Annotated in this window: 17 protein-coding genes; 1 reads left to right on the top strand and 16 read right to left on the bottom strand. The window is 71.3% G+C overall.

The genetic code is table 11. From position 1 onward, the window contains the following. Positions 1–82 precede the first annotated feature (82 nt). Positions 83–1,312, top strand: a complete 1,230-nt coding sequence (locus ACE1OA_RS28800; RefSeq protein WP_432753597.1) for a DUF349 domain-containing protein — start codon at positions 83–85, stop codon at positions 1,310–1,312. 103 nt (positions 1,313–1,415) lie between these two features. Here ACE1OA_RS28800 and ACE1OA_RS28795 read toward each other — a convergent pair whose 3' ends face one another. The 16 genes from ACE1OA_RS28795 to pgsA form a co-directional block, all read right to left on the bottom strand. Then, positions 1,416–3,881 (bottom strand): RelA/SpoT family protein, encoded by a 2,466-nt coding sequence (locus tag ACE1OA_RS28795; RefSeq protein WP_356778161.1) that lies wholly within the window; start codon positions 3,879–3,881, stop codon positions 1,416–1,418. Positions 3,882–4,090: 209 nt separating this feature from the next. Next, a complete protein-coding gene (locus ACE1OA_RS28790) occupies positions 4,091–4,642 on the bottom strand; it encodes an adenine phosphoribosyltransferase (protein ID WP_356600912.1) in 552 nt (183 codons plus the stop codon). Then, positions 4,639–5,718, bottom strand: coding sequence for a protein translocase subunit SecF (gene secF / locus ACE1OA_RS28785; RefSeq protein WP_356600913.1), 1,080 nt, complete (start codon positions 5,716–5,718; stop codon positions 4,639–4,641). Before secF ends, ACE1OA_RS28790 begins: the two co-directional genes overlap by 4 nt. A gap of 1 nt (position 5,719) precedes the next feature. Next, the gene (secD, locus tag ACE1OA_RS28780) at positions 5,720–7,489 is read right to left on the bottom strand and encodes a protein translocase subunit SecD (RefSeq protein WP_356600914.1); all 1,770 of its coding nucleotides are present in this window, start codon (positions 7,487–7,489) and stop codon (positions 5,720–5,722) included. A gap of 146 nt (positions 7,490–7,635) precedes the next feature. Next, positions 7,636–8,103 carry a preprotein translocase subunit YajC gene (gene yajC, locus ACE1OA_RS28775; protein WP_356600915.1) on the bottom strand — a complete coding sequence of 156 codons (468 nt, stop codon included), beginning with the start codon at positions 8,101–8,103 and terminating at the stop codon, positions 7,636–7,638. Between the two features lie 165 nt (positions 8,104–8,268). Then, the gene (gene ruvB, locus ACE1OA_RS28770; RefSeq protein ID WP_356600916.1) at positions 8,269–9,348 is read right to left on the bottom strand and encodes a Holliday junction branch migration DNA helicase RuvB; all 1,080 of its coding nucleotides are present in this window, start codon (positions 9,346–9,348) and stop codon (positions 8,269–8,271) included. Between the two features lie 108 nt (positions 9,349–9,456). Continuing rightward, positions 9,457–10,089 carry a Holliday junction branch migration protein RuvA gene (ruvA, locus tag ACE1OA_RS28765; RefSeq protein ID WP_147977122.1) on the bottom strand — a complete coding sequence of 211 codons (633 nt, stop codon included), beginning with the start codon at positions 10,087–10,089 and terminating at the stop codon, positions 9,457–9,459. Next, positions 10,086–10,622: a crossover junction endodeoxyribonuclease RuvC gene (gene ruvC / locus ACE1OA_RS28760; RefSeq protein ID WP_356600917.1), complete on the bottom strand. Its 537-nt coding sequence runs from the start codon at positions 10,620–10,622 to the stop codon at positions 10,086–10,088. The genes ruvA and ruvC overlap by 4 nt, the downstream gene beginning before the upstream one ends. A gap of 169 nt (positions 10,623–10,791) precedes the next feature. Next, the gene (locus ACE1OA_RS28755) at positions 10,792–11,544 is read right to left on the bottom strand and encodes a YebC/PmpR family DNA-binding transcriptional regulator (RefSeq protein ID WP_356600918.1); all 753 of its coding nucleotides are present in this window, start codon (positions 11,542–11,544) and stop codon (positions 10,792–10,794) included. Positions 11,545–11,606: 62 nt separating this feature from the next. Continuing rightward, positions 11,607–12,197, bottom strand: a complete 591-nt coding sequence (gene pdxT, locus ACE1OA_RS28750) for a pyridoxal 5'-phosphate synthase glutaminase subunit PdxT (RefSeq protein ID WP_432753596.1) — start codon at positions 12,195–12,197, stop codon at positions 11,607–11,609. Beyond that, positions 12,197–13,120, bottom strand: coding sequence for a pyridoxal 5'-phosphate synthase lyase subunit PdxS (pdxS, locus tag ACE1OA_RS28745; RefSeq protein ID WP_356600920.1), 924 nt, complete (start codon positions 13,118–13,120; stop codon positions 12,197–12,199). The genes pdxT and pdxS overlap by 1 nt, the downstream gene beginning before the upstream one ends. Positions 13,121–13,236: 116 nt before the next feature. Next, the gene (locus ACE1OA_RS28740) at positions 13,237–13,779 is read right to left on the bottom strand and encodes a hypothetical protein (protein ID WP_356600921.1); all 543 of its coding nucleotides are present in this window, start codon (positions 13,777–13,779) and stop codon (positions 13,237–13,239) included. A gap of 11 nt (positions 13,780–13,790) precedes the next feature. Continuing rightward, on the bottom strand, positions 13,791–14,432 hold the full coding sequence (locus ACE1OA_RS28735; RefSeq protein ID WP_356778163.1) for an MBL fold metallo-hydrolase: 642 nt from the start codon (positions 14,430–14,432) through the stop codon (positions 13,791–13,793). 100 nt (positions 14,433–14,532) lie between these two features. Beyond that, the gene (locus tag ACE1OA_RS28730; RefSeq protein WP_356600923.1) at positions 14,533–15,693 is read right to left on the bottom strand and encodes a glycosyltransferase family 4 protein; all 1,161 of its coding nucleotides are present in this window, start codon (positions 15,691–15,693) and stop codon (positions 14,533–14,535) included. Continuing rightward, the gene (locus ACE1OA_RS28725; protein ID WP_432753595.1) at positions 15,690–16,607 is read right to left on the bottom strand and encodes a phosphatidylinositol mannoside acyltransferase; all 918 of its coding nucleotides are present in this window, start codon (positions 16,605–16,607) and stop codon (positions 15,690–15,692) included. The genes ACE1OA_RS28730 and ACE1OA_RS28725 overlap by 4 nt, the downstream gene beginning before the upstream one ends. After that, positions 16,604–17,320 carry a phosphatidylinositol phosphate synthase gene (gene pgsA / locus ACE1OA_RS28720; RefSeq protein WP_384871810.1) on the bottom strand — a complete coding sequence of 239 codons (717 nt, stop codon included), beginning with the start codon at positions 17,318–17,320 and terminating at the stop codon, positions 16,604–16,606. Before pgsA ends, ACE1OA_RS28725 begins: the two co-directional genes overlap by 4 nt. Positions 17,321–17,472 lie beyond the last annotated feature (152 nt).

Here is a 17,472-nt window from a genome sequence, read left to right as displayed (position 1 = left end):
AGGCGGGCGAGGCCCGTCAGGAAACTGTGGACGATGCCCAGGGGGCACAACCCCCTCGTCGGCATCATGTGGAGGAGGCGCTGTGAGCAGCGACCCGTGGGGCCGCGTCGACGAGACGGGCACCGTGTACGTGCGTACCGCCGAGGGCGAGAAGGTCGTCGGATCGTGGCAGGCCGGCAGTCCCGAGGAGGCTCTGGCCTACTTCGAGCGCAAGTACGAGGGCTTGGTTGTCGAGATCGGCCTCCTCGAGAAGCGGGTGAAGACCACCGACCTCTCGGCCAAGGACGCGACCGCCGCGATCGACCACATCCGGCACCAGGTCGACGAGCACCACGTCGTGGGTGACCTCGCCGCGCTCACCACCCGGCTCGACAAGCTGGTGGAGACGGTCGAGTCGCGCCGTGAGGAGCGCAAGGTCCAGAAGGCCAAGCAGACCGACGAGGCGCGTGCCGCCAAGGAGGAGCTGGTCAAGGAGGCCGAGGAGCTCGCGCAGAGCGAGCAGTGGCGGTCCGCCGGCGAGCGTCTGCGCGCCCTCGTGGACACCTGGAAGGGCCTGCCCCGGCTCGACCGGAAGTCCGACGACGAGCTGTGGCACCGCTTCTCGCACGCCCGGTCGGCGTTCTCCAAGCGCCGCAAGGCGCACTTCGCCGCCCTGGACGCGCAGCGCGAGGACGCCCGCAAGGCCAAGGAGCGGCTGGTCGCCGAGGCCGAGTCGCTGTCGAACTCCACCGACTGGGGTGGGACGGCCGCCCGCTACCGCGAGCTGATGACGGAGTGGAAGGCCGCGGGCCGTGCGCAGCGCGAGCACGAGGACGACCTGTGGAACCGCTTCCGCGGCGCCCAGGACGTCTTCTTCGCCGCACGCGGCGAGGTCTTCGCCGAGCGGGACGCGGAGCAGACCGAGAACCTCAAGCTGAAGGAGGAGCTCGCGGTCGAGGCCGAGAAGCTGGTGCCGGTGACCGACCTGAAGGCGGCCCGGGCGGCCTTCCGCGCCCTCAACGAGCGCTGGGAGGCCATCGGCCACGTGCCGCGCGACGCCCGCCCGAAGGTCGAGGGCCGGATGCACGCGGTGGAGCGCGCGCTCCAGGAGGCCGAGGAGTCGGAGTGGCGCCGGACGAACCCGGAGGCACGCGCGCGTGCCGCGGGTCTGACGGGCCAGCTGCAGGACGCCGTGGACAAGCTGCAGAAGCAGATCGACACGGCCCGCGCGGCGGGCAACGACGCCAAGGCCGACAAGCTGGCGCGTGAGCTGGAGGGCCGCCAGGCGCTCCTCGACCAGGCGCTGAAGGGTCTGCAGGAGTTCGGCGGCTGATCCGCCGCCGCCCGCTCCACGGAAAGGGGCCCCGGTACCTCGCGGAGGTACCGGGGCCCCTTTCCGTGGCCCGTCGCCGGGGCCGGGGTCGTACGGGGGCGGGTCAGGGCCTGCGGGCCGAGGTGACCCGGTAGACGTCGTACACGCCCTCCACGCCGCGCACGGCCTTCAGGACGTGCCCGAGGTGCTTCGGGTCGCCCATCTCGAAGGTGAAGCGCGAGGTGGCGACGCGGTCGCGGGAGGTCTGGACGGCCGCCGACAGGATGTTGACGTGCTGGTCCGACAGGACGCGGGTGACGTCCGAGAGGAGCCGGGAGCGGTCCAGGGCCTCGACCTGGATGGCGACCAGGAAGACCGACGACTGGGTCGGTGCCCACTCGACCTCGAGGATCCGTTCCGGCTCGCGGGAGAGCGAGTCGACGTTCACGCAGTCGCTGCGGTGAACCGACACGCCGCTGCCGCGGGTGACGAATCCGATGATCGGGTCGCCGGGCACGGGGGTGCAGCAGCGGGCCAGCTTGACCCAGACGTCCTCGACACCCTTGACGACCACGCCGGGGTCGGCGCTGGAACGGCGCTTGGCCCGGCTGCGCGAGGGCGGTGCGGACTCGGCGATGTCCTCGTTCGCGGCCTCTTCGCCGCCGAGGGCCTGGACGAGCTTCTGGACGATGGACTGGGCAGTGACATGGCCCTCGCCGATCGCCGCGTAGAGCGAGGAGATGTCGCTGTAGCGCATCTCGTGGGCCAGGGTGACCAGCGAGTCGCCGGTGAGGATCCGCTGGATCGGCAGGTTCTGCTTGCGCATGGCCCGCGCGATGGCGTCCTTGCCCTGCTCGATGGCCTCCTCGCGGCGCTCCTTGGAGAACCACGCCCGGATCTTGTTGCGGGCCCGGGGGGACTTGACGAAGCCGAGCCAGTCGCGGGACGGTCCGGCGCCGGCGGCCTTGGAGGTGAAGACCTCGACCAGGTCGCCGTTGTCGAGGGTCGACTCGAGCGGCACGAGCCGTCCGTTGACCCGGGCTCCTATGGTGCGGTGACCGACCTCGGTGTGGACGGCGTACGAGAAGTCGACGGGGGTCGCCCCGGCGGGCAGCGCTATGACGTCGCCCTTGGGGGTGAAGACGAAGACCTCGTTGCGCGAGAGGTCGAAGCGCAGGGACTCCAGGAACTCGCCGGGGTCCTCGGTCTCCTTCTGCCAGTCGAGCAGCTGGCGCAGCCACGCCATGTCGTTGAGGTGGTCGTCCTTGCCGGTCTTCTTCGGCACGTCGGCGCGCACCTTGGAGGCACCGGCGACGGCCTCCTGCTTGTACTTCCAGTGCGCCGCGATGCCGTACTCGGCCCGGCGGTGCATGTCGAAGGTGCGGATCTGCAGCTCGACGGGCTTGCCGTTGGGGCCGATGACCGTCGTGTGCAGCGACTGGTACATGTTGAACTTCGGCATCGCGATGTAGTCCTTGAACCGGCCGGGGACCGGGTTCCATCGCGCGTGGACGGTGCCGAGTGCCGCGTAGCAGTCGCGGACGGTGTCCACGAGGACGCGGATGCCGACCAGGTCGTAGATCTCCGCGAAGTCCCGGCCGCGGACGATCATCTTCTGGTAGACGCTGTAGTAGTGCTTGGGCCGGCCCGTGACGGTGGCCTTGATGCGCGCGGCGCGCAGGTCGGACTGGACCTCGTCGGTCACTATGGCGAGGTACTCGTCGCGCTTGGGCGCGCGCTCGGCGACGAGCCGGACGATCTCGTCGTACATCTTGGGGTAGAGGATCGCGAAGGCGAGGTCCTCCAGCTCCCACTTGATGGTGTTCATGCCCAGGCGGTGGGCCAGGGGCGCGTAGATCTCGAGGGTCTCGCGGGCCTTCTTCTCCTGCTTCTCCCGCTTGAGGTACCGCATGGTGCGCATGTTGTGCAGGCGGTCGGCGAGCTTGATGACCAGGACGCGCGGGTCCTTGGCCATGGCGACGACCATCTTGCGCACGGTCTCGGCCTGGGCGGCCTCGCCGAACTTGACCTTGTCCAGCTTGGTGACGCCGTCGACGAGCAGGGCGACCTGGTCGCCGAAGTCGCGGCGCAGGGTGTCGAGGCCGTACTCGGTGTCCTCGACGGTGTCGTGCAGCAGCCCGGCCATCAGCGTCGCCGGGTCCATGCCCAGCTCGGCCAGGATGGTGGTGACGGCGAGCGGGTGCGTGATGTACGGGTCGCCGCTCTTGCGCTTCTGGCCGCGGTGCCAGCGCTCGGCGACCTGGTAGGCCCGCTCGACCTGGCGCAGGGTGGCCGTCTCGATCTTCGGGTCGTTGGAGCGGACGATCCGGAGCAGCGGTTCGAGGACCGGGTTGTACGGGGAGGACCGCTGGACGCCCAGCCGGGCGAGACGCGCGCGCACGCGGTTGGAGGAGCCGCCGGAACGGGTCGGCGGGGCCGGCGCGGGCTTGGGCGCGGGGGCCGGCGCGGAGGCCACGGGGGCGGGCCTGTTCTCCGCGGGCTTGTCCTGGGGCGTGGCGGGTCCCGCCGCGGGCTTCTCGGCCTGCTGCTCGGGCTTCGCGGCGGAGAGTGGCTGGGCCTCGTCTGGCAAGAGCGCTCCTCGTGCGGTACCGGGTCCCCGGTCAGGCCCGGAAAGCCCATGGTATCGACCCGGGAGCCACCGTGCTCACGCGCGCGGTCCGTGAGACGCCCGCCACGTACGGGAAGGGCCGCGTACCGGGGCATATCCGGCGAACGAACGGGGCGCCCCGGGAGATCCCCGGGGCGCCCCGTTCCGTACGGCGTCGCCGCCGCACGGTGTCAGACCGTGATCAGCGCCTCGAGCGGGGCGCCGCGCAGGACCGGTTCCAGCCGGGCCCGGCCGGGCAGGAAGCCGAGCTCCATGAGGACCGCGACACCCGCGACCTCGGCGCCGGCCCGCCGGACGAGCTCGATGGACGCCTCGGCCGTGCCGCCGGTGGCGAGGACGTCGTCGATGACCATGACGCGGTCGCCCGCCGCCAGGTCCTCGGCGTGCACCTCGATCTCGGCGGTGCCGTACTCCAGCTCGTACGCCTGCTTCAGCGTCGCGCCGGGCAGCTTGCCGGCCTTGCGGACCGGCACGAAGCCCAGGCCCGCGCGGACGGCGACGGGCGCGGCGAGGATGAAGCCGCGTGCCTCCAGGCCGACGATCTTCGTCGCGCCGTGCGTGGCGCACAGCGTGGCGAGGGTGTCGGTCAGGAGCGTGAACGCCTCCGGGTCCGCGAGCAGCGGCGTGATGTCCTTGAACAGCACACCGGGCTTCGGGTAGTCGGGGACGTCACGGATCCGGCTGAGCAGCAGTCCTGCGGTGTCCTGGACGTCGGCGGTCATCCGCGGTGCTCCGGGGCACGGCCGCCGCGACGGGCGCGCTGGCCCACGACCGCGGCCTCGTCCTCGAAGTCGTCGCGCTCGTCGAAGTCCAGGGGCTCGCCCTTGGCCGCCGCGTTCGCGCGCTTGGCGAGCACCCGCTTCCGGAGGGCCTTCATGGCCGGCTCGCGTTCCTTGAGGTCGGCGACGAGCGGGGTGGCGATGAAGATCGAGGAGTAGGCACCGGCCGCGAGGCCGACGAACAGCGACAGCGAGATGTCGTTCAGCATGCCGGCGCCCAGGACGCCGCCACCGATGAACAGCAGGCCGGCGACCGGCAGCAGGGCCACGACCGTCGTGTTGATCGAACGGACCAGGGTGCCGTTGATCGAGCGGTTCGCGATCTCGCTGTACGTCCAGCGGGTCTGCTTGGTGATCCCCTTCGTCCCCTCCTTGAGGGAGTCGAAGACGACCACCGTGTCGTAGAGCGAGTATCCGAGGATGGTCAGCAGACCGATCACCGTGCCGACCGTGACCTCGAACCCGACGAGCGAGTAGATGCCGACGGTGATGGTGATGTCGTGGATCAGCGCGATGAGCGCCGCGACCGCCATCCGCCACTCGAAGGCGATGGCGAGGTAGATCACCACGAGGATCATGAAGACCGCGAGGCCCGTCCACGCCTTGGCGGCGATCTGCTCGCCCCAGCTGGGTCCGACCAGCTCCGCGGCGATCTTGTCCTCGGTGACGCCGAGGTCCTTGGCCAGCTCCGTGCGGACCTGGTCGGACTGCGCGGTGTCCAGGCCGCCGACCTGGATGCGCAGGCCGCCGTTGCCGAGTCCCTGGACGATCGCGTCGTGGCCGGAGGCCTCTTCCGCGTACTCCTGGGCCTGGGAGACCGACACGGACGTCTTCGGGGTGGTGAAGACCGCGCCGCCCTGGAACTCGATGCCCATGTTCAGGCCGCGCACCGTCAGGCCGAGGATGGCCGTGATGGTGATCAGGATCGACAGGCCGTACCAGATCTTGCGGTTCCCGATGAAGTCGTAGCCGACCTCACCACGGTGGAGCCGGGCGCCGAGATTGCCGAGCTTCGACATCTCACGCCTCCTTCGGGTCGATGGGGGCGGAGGCACGGCGGGCGCGACGCAGCGGCGGCTTGGCGCCGAGCCGCTTCGGGTCCAGGCCGGACCACGCGTGGCCGTTGCCGAAGAACTTGGTCCGCGCCAGCAGCGTCATGACCGGCTTGGTGAAGAGGAACACCACGACCACGTCGAGCAGGGTGGTCAGGCCGAGCGTGAACGCGAAGCCCTGGACCTTGCCGACGGTGACCACGAAGAGCACGGCGGCGGCGAGGAACGACACGAAGTCGGAGACCAGGATCGTGCGACGGGCACGCGGCCAGGCGCGCTCGACGGCCGGGCGGAGGGTGCGGCCCTCGCGGATCTCGTCGCGGATGCGTTCGAAGTAGACGATGAACGAGTCCGCGGTGATACCGATGGCCACGATGGCGCCGCAGACGGCCGGCAGGTTCAGCGCGAAGCCGATGGCCGGGCCGAGCAGGGCCATGATCACGTAGGTCAGGATCGCCGAGACCAGGAGGCTGAGCAGGGCGATCAGCGACAGGCCGCGGTAGTAGACCACCAGGTACAGGACGACCAGGGCCAGACCGATCGCACCGGCGATCAGACCCGCCTCGAGCTGCTCGCCACCGAGGGCGGCGGTCACGGTCGTGACGCTCTGGGTGTCGAAGGACAGCGGCAGGGCGCCGTACGACAGGATGTTGCCCAGGTCCTGGGCGGACTTCTGGGTGAAGCTGCCGGAGATCTCGGCGCTCGCGCTCAGCGTCTGGCGCACCGAGGGCGCGGAGACGACCTCGCCGTCCAGGACGATGGCGAACTGGTTCTGCGGCTCCTGCTGCTGCGAGAGCTTGCCGGTGATCTTCTGGAACTTCTTCGAGCCGCTGCTCGTGAAGTCCATGTTGACGATCCACATGCCGCGCTGCTGGTCGAAGACGCCCTTGGCGTCGTCGACGTCCCTGCCGTCCACCTCGGCCGGGCCGAGGATGTACTTCTCCCACTGGCCGGCGCCGTTCTTGCCGCAGGCGACCGTGGTGTCGGTCGGCAGGACGCCCTCACCCGCGGCTGCGCGCTGCTTGGGGTCGAGGCAGTTCAGGGCCGCGAACTTCTGCTGGAGCGCCGCGGTCGCGGGGTCCACCGGGGGCGTGGCCTCGGGGCTCGCGGAGGTCTTCGGCTTCGACGAGGCGGACCCGCTCGGCGTCGGCGTGGGGCTCGGGGCCTTGAGGGCCTCGGAGACCGCGCGGCCCTGGGTGGAGGCGCTCGACGAGGGAGTGGCGGACTTCTCGTCCTTCTTGCCATCGTCCTTGCCCTTGTCCGCGGTCGCACCGGAAGCCGTGGGCTTCGGGGACGCGGAGGAGCTCGCGCTCGGCGCCGGCTGCTCCGACGGCGCGTAGGTCAGGACGGGCCGGAAGTACAACTGGGCGGTGGTACCGACCTGCTCACGGGCCTGCTTCTCGTCGACACCCTTGGGGATGTTGACGATGATGTTCTCGACGCCCTGGGTCTGGACCTCGGCCTCGGAGACGCCCAGACCGTTGACACGGCGCTCGATGATGCCGACCGCGGTGTTCATGTTGGTCTCGTTGACGGCGCTTTCCTTGCCGGGGTCCGCCTTCGCCTTGAGCGTGATCGAGGTACCACCCGCGAGGTCGATGCCCAGACGCGGCGTGGTGTGACCCGACCAGAACATCCCGCCGGTGAGCGCGACCATGGCGATCAGGATCAGTGCCAGGGCACGCCCCGGCCTGCCCTGTCCCCCCGCCGGCCTTCGGCCCTTCTTCGGTGCTGCCACCTTGTCGTTTCTCCCTGTCCAACCGGACCGCGCCGGGTGTGCGCGGTGCGGCCACTGAGTATGTGTGGGGACCTGCCCCCGCAGACGTGGAACCGTCCCGGGGATCGCGGACGCCGGTGGGCGTTCACCGCGATCCCCGGCCGCGACTACTTCGCGTCGGTCTCGCCGTCGGCCTTGCCGTCCTTCTTGACCTCGGTGTCGGCCTCGGCCGCGTCCACCTTCTTGGTCAGGTCGGCCTTGGCGGTCTCGTCCGTGCCGGCGGCCTCGGCCGCCTCGTCGGTCTCGTCCGTCTCGGTCAGCGAGGAGGCGTCGTCCGGCACGACGGTGTCGTCGTCGCCGTGGACGATGCGGTTGTACTCCGCGTCCTCGAGCACTGCGCCGATCGCGTTCTTGGCGTAGACCGCGTGCGTGCCCGGCGCGATCTCGAGGAGGACGGTCTCGTCGCCGATCTCCTTGACGGTGGCGTACATCCCCCCGATCGTCCGTACGCCGGTGCCGGGCTGCATCTCATTGCGCATCTGCGCCGCCTGCTGCTGCTTCTTCTTCGCAGAGCGGGTCATCAGGAACATGGCCCCGATGAGGACGATGAAGGGGAGGAGGGTCACGATGCTCACGGGACGGGTTTCCTTCGCACGGTCGCGGAGAAACCGCGGCCTGATCTTCGGGGGTGGGCGCGCCGACCGGAAAGGGCGGCATCGGCGGAGTCTAGGCGAGTCCGCATCGATGGAACAACGTCCAGGATCGCACCGTGGTTCCTGCCCCGGCGAGTATGCGCGCCGTCACGCCCCGAAGAGCCCCTGTTGTCCGCTTCCCGCCGCTCCCGGGCCCCCGGCCTGCGGCGGAACGAGTCCGAGATGCGCCCATGCCGCGGGAGTGGCGACCCGGCCACGGGGCGTACGCGCCAGTAGTCCCTCGCGCACGAGGAAGGGTTCGGCGACCTCCTCGACCGTCTCGCGCTCCTCCCCGACCGCGACCGCGAGGGTGGACAGACCGACCGGTCCGCCGCCGAAGAGCTTGAGGAGCGCCTGCAGGACGGCGCGGTCGAGCCGGTCGAGCCCGCGGCCGTCGACCTCGTACACGCCGAGGGCGGCGGCGGCGATCTCGCGGGTGATCACGCCGTCCGCCTTGACCTGGGCGTAGTCCCGGACGCGGCGCAGGAGCCGGTTGGCGATCCGGGGCGTTCCCCGGGAGCGGCCGGCGATCTCGGCGGCGCCGGCCGTGTCGATCTCGACGTCGAGCAGTCCGGCGGAGCGGTGGACGACCCGTTCGAGCTCGGCGGGCTCGTAGAACTCCATGTGGCCGGTGAAGCCGAAGCGGTCGCGCAGCGGGGGCGGCAGGAGGCCAGCCCGGGTGGTGGCGCCGACCAGGGTGAAGGGCGGGAGCTCCAGGGGGATGGCGGTGGCGCCGGGGCCCTTTCCGACGATCACGTCGACCCGGAAGTCCTCCATCGCCATGTAGAGCATCTCCTCGGCGGGCCGGGACATGCGGTGGATCTCGTCCAGGAAGAGGATCTCGCCCTCCTGGAGGGAGGAGAGGATCGCGGCGAGGTCGCCGGCGTGCTGGATGGCGGGGCCGGAGGTGATCCGGATCGGGGCGTTCATCTCGGCCGCGATGATCATCGACAGGGTGGTCTTGCCGAGGCCCGGGGCACCGGAGAGCAGGACGTGGTCGGCGGTGGCACCGCGCTGGCGGGCGGCCCTGAGGACCAGGTCGAGCTGCTGGCGGACCTTCTCCTGACCGACGAACTCGCTGAGGTCCTTGGGGCGCAGAGCCGCCTCGACGGCCTGGTCGTCGCCTTCGGCCGAGGCGCCGACGATCCGGTCCTCGGCTGCCGGTGCCGTCTCGTCGTCCCAGTTCACGGTGTCTGCCTTCTCGGTGTGGTGCGGTGGTCTCTCGGCGGTCGTGGGGGCGCGCGGCGCCGCCCGCCCCGTGTTCCGCCCGGTCGGCGGGGGCGCGGGCCGTCGAGGCTATCGGGCGCGGTTGAGCGTCTGCAGGGCAGCGCGCAGCAGTTGCGGGACGGGGGCCGACCCGGACTCGGCGAGGGCGGCCTCGGCCTGCGGGGTCACGGCCGTCACCGCCTCCTCCGCCTCGCGGGAGGCGTACCCGAGCCCGATCAGCGCGGCGGTCAGCTGCTCGGTCCACGGCGGCGGCCCGGAGGCGGCGGCCCGCTGGGTGCCGACCAGGCCGCTGCTGCCCAGCGGGGCGCCGAGCTTGTCCTTGAGCTCCAGCAGCAGCTTCTGGGCGCCCTTCTTGCCGATGCCGGGGACGGTGGTCAGCGCCTTCTCGTCGCCGGTGGCGACGGCGAGACGCAGGGCGTCCGGGCTGTGCACGCCGAGCATGGCCTGGGCGAGGCGGGGGCCGACGCCGCTGGCGGTCTGGAGGAGTTCGAAGACCTGCCGCTCGTCGTCGTCCGCGAAGCCGTAGAGGGTGAGGGAGTCCTCGCGGACGACCAGCGAGGTGGCGAGGCGCGCCTCCTGACCGATCCTCAGCTCGGCGATGGTGTTCGGCGTGCACTGCACGGCCATGCCCACACCGCCGACCTCGATCACTGCGGTGGTGGGGGCGAGGGCGGCCACCGGGCCGCTCACAAAGGCGATCATCGGGTGCGGCCTTTCAGTGCGGAGGCATGCTGGGCGACCGCCTGCTGCAGGCGGTTCTGGGCGGGGGCCCGCCAGATGTGACAGATGGCCAGGGCGAGCGCGTCGGCGGCGTCGGCCGGCTTGGGCGGGGCCGAGAGCCGCAGGATGCGCGTCACCATGGCGCCGACCTGGGCCTTGTCGGCCCGTCCACTGCCGGTGACGGCGGCCTTGACCTCGCTGGGGGTGTGCAGGGCGACCGGGATGCCGCGCCGCGAGGCACAGAGCATCGCGACGGCGCTCGCCTGGGCCGTGCCCATCACCGTACGGACGTTGTGCTGACTGAACACCCGCTCCACGGCCACCAGTTCGGGCGAGTAGCGGTCGAGCCACTCCTCGATGCCGCGCTCGATGCCCACCAGCCGGACGCCGATGTCCGCGTCCGCCGCGGTCCGCACCACGCCGACGCCGAGCATGGCCAGGGGCCGGCCGGCGACGCCCTCGACGACGCCGACACCGCACCGGGTCAGGCCGGGGTCCACCCCGAGAACGCGCACGCTGCCCCTCCCTGGACCCGTCTTCGCTGATCTGTTCGTGCAGGCTATCGGCTCGCACCGACAATGCCGCACGAACGGCGACGGGCCGACGGGGGTGTGTCCCCGTCGGCCCGTGGTGGCCGGCCTCCGGACCGGGCGACGAGTCCCGGATCCGGTGTCGATCCCCGGATCAGGCGTCGACCTTCTCCATGACCTCGTCGCTGACGTCGAAGTTGGCGAAGACGTTCTGCACGTCGTCGCTGTCCTCCAGCGCGTCGATCAGCTTGAAGATCTTGCGCGCGCCCTCTTCGTCGAGCTCGACCTGCATGGTCGGGACGAAGTTGGAGTCGGCGGAGTCGTAGTCGATCCCAGCCTCCTGGAGGGCGGTGCGGACCGCGACCATGTCGGTGGCCTCGCTGATGACCTCGAAGCTCTCGCCCAGGTCGTTGACCTCTTCGGCGCCCGCGTCGAGCACCGCGCCGAGGACGTCGTCCTCGGTCAGCTCGCCCTTGGGCAGCACGATGACGCCCTTGCGGTTGAACAGGTACGAGACCGAGCCCGGGTCGGCCATGGAGCCGCCGTTGCGGGTCATGGCGACGCGGACGTCGGAGGCCGCGCGGTTGCGGTTGTCGGTGAGGCACTCGATGAGGACCGCGACACCGTTCGGGCCGTAGCCCTCGTACATGATCGTCTCGTAGTCGACGCCGCCCGCCTCGAGACCACCGCCGCGCTTGACCGCGGAGTCGATGTTCTTGTTCGGGACGGAGCTCTTCTTCGCCTTCTGGATGGCGTCGAAGAGCGTCGGGTTGCCGTCGATGTCGGCACCGCCGGTACGCGCGGCGACCTCGATGTTCTTGATCAGCTTCGCGAAGAGCTTGCCGCGCTTGGCGTCGATCACGGCCTTCTTGTGCTTCGTCGTAGCCCATTTAGAGTGGCCGGACATCTGCCTGTCTCCTTCGCGTAACCCATTACTGAACGAACCCCAGAGATCCTACCGGGGCCGAGTCACCCTGCCGCGCGCACCATGTCGACGAAGAGTGCGTGCATGCGGTGATCGCCGGTGAGTTCGGGGTGGAACGAGGTCGCCAGGGCGTTGCCCTGCCGTACGGCGACGATGTGGCCGCCGTGCTCGGCGAGCACCACGACGGTGGCGCCGACGGACTCCACCCAGGGGGCGCGGATGAACACGCCCTCGACGGGTCCGTCCTCGATCCCGGCGACGGTGACGCCGGCCTCGAAGGATTCGTTCTGCCGCCCGAAGGCGTTGCGGCGGACGATCATGTCGATGCCGCCGAAGGTCTCCTGACCCGAGCGGGGGTCGAGGATCTTGTCGGCGAGCATGATCAGGCCCGCGCAGGTGCCGTAGACCGGCATGCCGGCGGCGATGCGCTCACGCAGCGGCCCCATGAGGCCGAACAGCTCGGCCAGCTTGGAGATGGTGGTGGACTCGCCGCCCGGCAGGACGAGACCGTCGACCTCGGCCAGCTCCTCGGGGCGCCGGACCGGCCTGGCCACGGCGTCGGCCGCGGCCAGGGCGATCAGGTGCTCCCGCACGTCGCCCTGGAGTGCCAGGACCCCGATCACGGGAGTGGTCATCACCAGCCCCGGTTGGCGTAGCGCTCGGTCTCGGGGAGGGTGTCGCAGTTGATGCCGACCATGGCCTCGCCCAGGTTGCGGGAGGCGTCCGCGATGATCTTCGGGTCGTCGTAGAAGGTGGTGGCCTTCACGATGGCGGCGGCGCGCTTGGCCGGGTCGCCCGACTTGAAGATGCCGGAGCCGACGAAGACGCCCTCGGCACCGAGCTGGCGCATCAGCGCGGCGTCGGCGGGGGTGGCGACACCACCGGCGGAGAACAGCACGACCGGCAGCTTGCCGAGCTCGGCGACCTCCTTGACGAGCTCGTACGGGGCGCGCAGGTCCTTGGCGGCGGCGTACAGCTCGTTGTTGTCGAAGCCGCGCAGCTTGGCGATCTCGTTCTTGATCTGGCGCAGGTGGCGGACGGCCTCGACGACGTTGCCGGTGCCGGCCTCGCCCTTGGAGCGGATCATGGCCGCGCCCTCGGCGATGCGGCGCAGGGCCTCGCCCAGGTTGGTGGCGCCACAGACGAAGGGGGTCGTGAAGGCCCACTTGTCGGAGTGGTTGACCTCGTCGGCCGGGGTCAGGACCTCGGACTCGTCGATGTAGTCGACGCCGAGGGACTGCAGGACCTGGGCCTCGACGAAGTGGCCGATGCGGGACTTGGCCATGACCGGGATGGACACCGCGCCGATGATCTCTTCGATCATGTTCGGGTCGGACATACGGGCGACGCCGCCGTCCTTGCGGATGTCGGCGGGGACGCGCTCCAGGGCCATGACGGCCACGGCGCCGGCGTCCTCGGCGATCTTCGCCTGCTCGGCGTTGACCACGTCCATGATCACGCCGCCCTTGAGCTGCTCGGCCATGCCGCGCTTGACGCGCGAGGTGCCAGTCGCCGAGGACTCTGCGGACTGCGGGGTGTTGGGAAGCGTGGTGGACACGACTGCGACCTCACTCGTGAAAGCGGTGTTGAGACAAGAGAGAGGAAACAGGGCACCACCAGGCCACAGCAAGGGCCAATATTCAGCCGGTGGATCGTTTTCCCAGGCCGGGTGGCTCAGGCGGGACGATCAGCAAGGGCCACGGGCGGTTCGTCGTCCATTTCGAAGGCCAGCGGGAACGGCGCGTGTCCCGCGAGCCGGAACCAGCGCACCGTGCGGTGGCGGCGCAGCGCCCGGGCGGCGCGCACGGCGTCGTTGTGGAACCTGCGGGCCATGGGGACGCGGCGGACGGCCGCCGCCAGTTCCCCGGCGGCCTCCTCGCCGCCGGGCGCCCGACGTACGGCGTCGACCTGCTCGGGCTCCCCGAACACGGCCCGCAGCGCCTGGCTCAGCTCGCTCTCGGCCACCTCGCGGTGGTCCTCCTCGGACTGGCGGGCCGCGTGCGCGGCCTCGTACAGCACGATCGAGGCGGCCGGGTCGAGCACGCCGGAGGTGGCCAGTTCCTGGGCGACCGAGGCCCGTCGCAGCAGCTGGGCGTCGAGTGCGGCGCGGGCGGCGTCGATGCGGGAGTGCAGCCGGTCGAGCCGTCCTGCGGTCCAGCTGAGGTACATGCCGATCGCGATGAGCGCGACGACGGTCCAGATCAGGGTTTCGGTCACGGGCGCACAGGCTACCGGGGCGGTGGCAGCACGCCTTCGCGGCGGGCACGGTCGTGCGCGAACAGGACGGACGCGGGCCGGCCGTCGGCGAGCTCGGCGAGCCGGCCGAGCCAGGGGTGGTGCGGGACGCCGAACTCGTGGGCGAAGTCGTACGCCTGCCCGGCGAGCACGGTCACCCGGTCGCCCTGGTCGACGAAGAGGGACTGGTGGCCCTCGGTGTGGCCGGGCGTGGGCACGATCCGGACTCCGGGCGCGATCTCGTGCTCGCCGTCGACCTCCTCGTACCGCACGCCGTCCAGCAGCGCGTCGAGGGTGTGGCCGCCGGCCCGGGCGGTCGCGAGTTCCTTCCGCTGGACGAGGACGGGCGTGCCGGCGAGGGCGGGGTTGCCACCGATGTGGTCGAAGTGCAGATGGCAGTTGACGACCAGGTCGACGTCGCCGGGGCGCACGGGCAGCGGCCTGCGGACGGGCCGGTAGTGCGCGTCCGTCTCCGGGGACCCGGCCCCGATCCCGGTGTCGAAGAGGAGGCTGCCCCGGGCGTGGCGCACGAGATAGGCCAGCACGGGCTCGACCCGCCCGTGGGGGCCGCCCCACTCGTGCGCGGGCCGGGTGATGTGGCCGAGGTCGAGGAGCCGCACGGTCGTCGTGGTCACGGCCCGAGCCTGCCACGCCCGGGGCACGCGGGCCAGAGGCCCCGGGCCCGTCCGGAGCGGGGGCCCGGCGGTGCCCGGCCCCCGTCGGACGCGCCCCGGTTCAGTCGCGGGCCAGGCCGAACCGCGCCCGCAGGCCGGTGCGTTCGTCCGCGGCCACCGAGGCCGCGCCGTCGGTGACCGTCTCGTACACCGCCAGGATGTCCGCGCCCACGGTCGACCAGTCGAACCGCCGGACGTGCGCGCTGCCGCGCGTCCGCAGTTCCGTCCGCCGCTCCTCGTCGCCGAGCAGCCGGATCGCCGCGTGGGCCAGCGCGTCGGCGTCCTCGTTGGCGAACAGCTCGCCCGCCGCGCCCTGGTCCAGTACCTGGGCGAACGCGTCGAGGTCGGAGGCGAGGACGGGCGCGCCCGCCGACATCGCCTCGACCAGGATGATTCCGAAGCTCTCGCCGCCCGTGTTGGGCGCCACGTACACGTCGACGCTGCGCAGCAGCCGTGCCTTGTCCTCGTCGCTGACCATCCCGAGGAACTCGACCCGGGCCCGCATCTCGGGCGGCAGCGAGGCGACGGCCTCCTCCTCGTCCCCCCGGCCGGCGATGAGGAGCCGGGCCTCCGGCCGCTCCGTGAAGATCTTCGGAAGGGCGCGCATGAGCACCGGCAGGCCCTTGCGGGGCTCGTCGATGCGCCCGATGAACCCGAGCGTGCCGCCCTGCCACTCCTTCTTCGGCTCGGCCCGCGCGAAGAAGTCGACGTCGACGCCGTTGGGGATGACGACGGCGTCGCCGCCCAGGTGCTCGACGAGGGTGCGCCGCGCGTACTCGCTGACCGCGATCCGCGCGCTGATCTTCTCCAGCGCCGGCTGGAGGATCGGGTACGCGGCGATCATCGCCCGGGAGCGCGGGTTCGAGGTGTGGAAGGTGGCCACGATCGGCCCCTGCGCCGCCCAGCAGCTCAGCAGACCGAGCGAGGGGGAGGCCGGTTCGTGGATGTGGATGACGTCGAAGGTGCCGTCGTGCAGCCAGCGCCGCACCCGGGCGGCCGACAGGAAGCCGAAGTTGAGCCGCGCCACGGAGCCGTTGTACGGCACGGGCACGGCCCGGCCGGCGGAGACGACGTACGGCGGCAGCGGCGTCTCGTCGTCGGCGGGAGCGAGGACGGAGACCTCGTGCCCCAGCCGGATCAGGTGCTCGGCCAGGTCGCGGATGTGGAACTGGACGCCGCCCGGCACGTCCCAGGAGTAGGGGCAGACGATGCCGATCCTCACGCCGGTCCGTCCTCCCCGCGCGGCTCCAGGTCCGCGAGCCACAGTCGTTGCAGCATGTGCCAGTCCTCCGGGTGGTCGGCGATGCCGGTGGCGAAGGCGTCGGCCAGCAGCTGTGTCATCACGGACGTCTTCTCGGCCCGCGTCCCCGTCTCGGGGACGTCGACGGGCGCGTAGATCCGGCCCTTCATCACCGGGGAGTCGTCGTACCAGAGCGTCACGGGCAGCAGCAGCGCGCCGGTCTGCTGGGCGAGTATCGCCGGCCCCGCCGGCATGCGCGCCGTGTCGCCGAAGAAGGTGACCTCGGTGCCGTTCGCCGACAGGTCGCGGTCGGCGACCAGGCAGACCAGGCCGCCGGCCCGCAGCCGCCGCGCCAGGGTTCCGAAGGCGGAGCCCCCGGTGTGCGGCAGGACCTCCATGCCCAGGGACTCGCGGTAGGCGACGAACCGGTCGTAGAGCGTCTCCGGCTTGAGGCGCTCGGCGACGGTGGTGAAGGGCACGCCGAGCGAGCGGGTCACCCACACGCCCGCCAGGTCCCAGTTGGCCAGGTGCGGCAGGGCGAGGATGACGCCCCGGCCGGAGGCGAGGCCCTCCTCGAGGTAGTGGACGTCCTTGATGTCGACGCTGTCCCCGACGCGCTCCTTGCTCCAGGTGGGCAGCCGGAAGGACTCCATCCAGTAGCGCATGTACGAGCGCATGCCCGCCTGGGACAGCTCGGCCAGCCGATCGGGCGTGGCGTCCGGCACCACGCGCGCGAGGTTGGACTCCAGGCGCAGCACGCTCTTGCCGCGCCGCTTCCAGGCGATGTCGGCGATCCGCCGCCCGAGGCCGGCCGCGACCGGCTCCGGCAGCTTCTTGACGGTCGCCCAGCCCAGCCCGTACAGGCCGTCGGCCAACCGGTCCCTGATCCCGCTCATGACGTCGCCTCGCTCCCCCGGGCGGCGGCCGCGTCGGCCTCCGCGGCCTCACGCCGTACGGTCACCACCCGCTGCCCCAGCGTCACCGCGGAGCCCACCGCCACGATCCACAGGGCGATCGGCAGCAGGATCTGGATCCCGGGCACGCCGAACGCGTGCAGTCCGGCCAGTCCGGCCGCCACCAGCGAGATCACGAGCCGCTCGGCCCGCTCGACGAGGCCGTTGACCGCGACGGGCAGGCCAATCGATTCGCCACGCGCCTTGGTGTACGAGACGACCTGGCCGCTGGCCAGACAGAAGATGGAGACCGCGCAGAGGATGTTGTCGTCACCCGTTCCCGCGTACCAGAGCGCGAAGCCGCCGAAGATGGCGCCGTCGGCGACCCGGTCGAGCGTCGAGTCGAGGAACGCGCCCCAGCGGCTGGAGATCCCGGCCTGCCGGGCCATGTTGCCGTCGACGAGGTCGGAGAAGACGAAGAGGGTGATGACGATCGTGCCCCAGAAGAACTCGCCCCTGGGGAAGAAGACCAGTGCCCCCGCCATCACTCCGGCCGTGCCCACGAGCGTGACCGCGTCCGGGCTGACGCCCCGGCGGAGCAGAAACGCGGCGAACGGTGTGAGGACACGCGTGAAGAATGCACGCGCGTACTTGTTCAGCATGGCCTTCCCGAGGTTCGGTGGCCGCGCGGCCCCTATGACCACCGGCTCACCCATCGTAGCCAGGACCACCCCGCCGCACCGTCGGCACCCGCCCCGCCGCGTCGCGGCCCCGCCGGACGCCCTCGCACGTACGACGTATGGACGCACCGTGACGACGGTGCAAAGCTCGAAGGACCACCGCGGGCATCGCCGGAGCCCTGCGCGAC

This window comes from Streptomyces sp. JL2001, from assembly GCF_050917515.1.
Taxonomy (GTDB): Bacteria; Actinomycetota; Actinomycetes; order Streptomycetales; family Streptomycetaceae; genus Streptomyces.
The sequence above is the reverse complement of the archived record's forward strand: the minus strand, read 5'-3'. Positions and strand labels throughout refer to the sequence as shown.

Excerpts from the sequence above, each read along its gene's own strand:
- ACE1OA_RS28790 (WP_356600912.1), bottom strand. The coding sequence starts at position 4,642 with ATGACCGCCGACGTCCAGGACACCGCAGGACTGCTGCTCAGCCGGATC.
- secF (WP_356600913.1), bottom strand. The coding sequence starts at position 5,718 with ATGTCGAAGCTCGGCAATCTCGGCGCCCGGCTCCACCGTGGTGAGGTC.
- ruvA (WP_147977122.1), bottom strand. The coding sequence starts at position 10,089 with ATGATCGCCTTTGTGAGCGGCCCGGTGGCCGCCCTCGCCCCCACCACC.
- ACE1OA_RS28755 (WP_356600918.1), bottom strand. The coding sequence starts at position 11,544 with ATGTCCGGCCACTCTAAATGGGCTACGACGAAGCACAAGAAGGCCGTG.
- pdxT (WP_432753596.1), bottom strand. The coding sequence starts at position 12,197 with ATGACCACTCCCGTGATCGGGGTCCTGGCACTCCAGGGCGACGTGCGG.
- ACE1OA_RS28725 (WP_432753595.1), bottom strand. The coding sequence starts at position 16,607 with ATGAGCGGGATCAGGGACCGGTTGGCCGACGGCCTGTACGGGCTGGGC.
- pgsA (WP_384871810.1), bottom strand. The coding sequence starts at position 17,320 with ATGGGTGAGCCGGTGGTCATAGGGGCCGCGCGGCCACCGAACCTCGGG.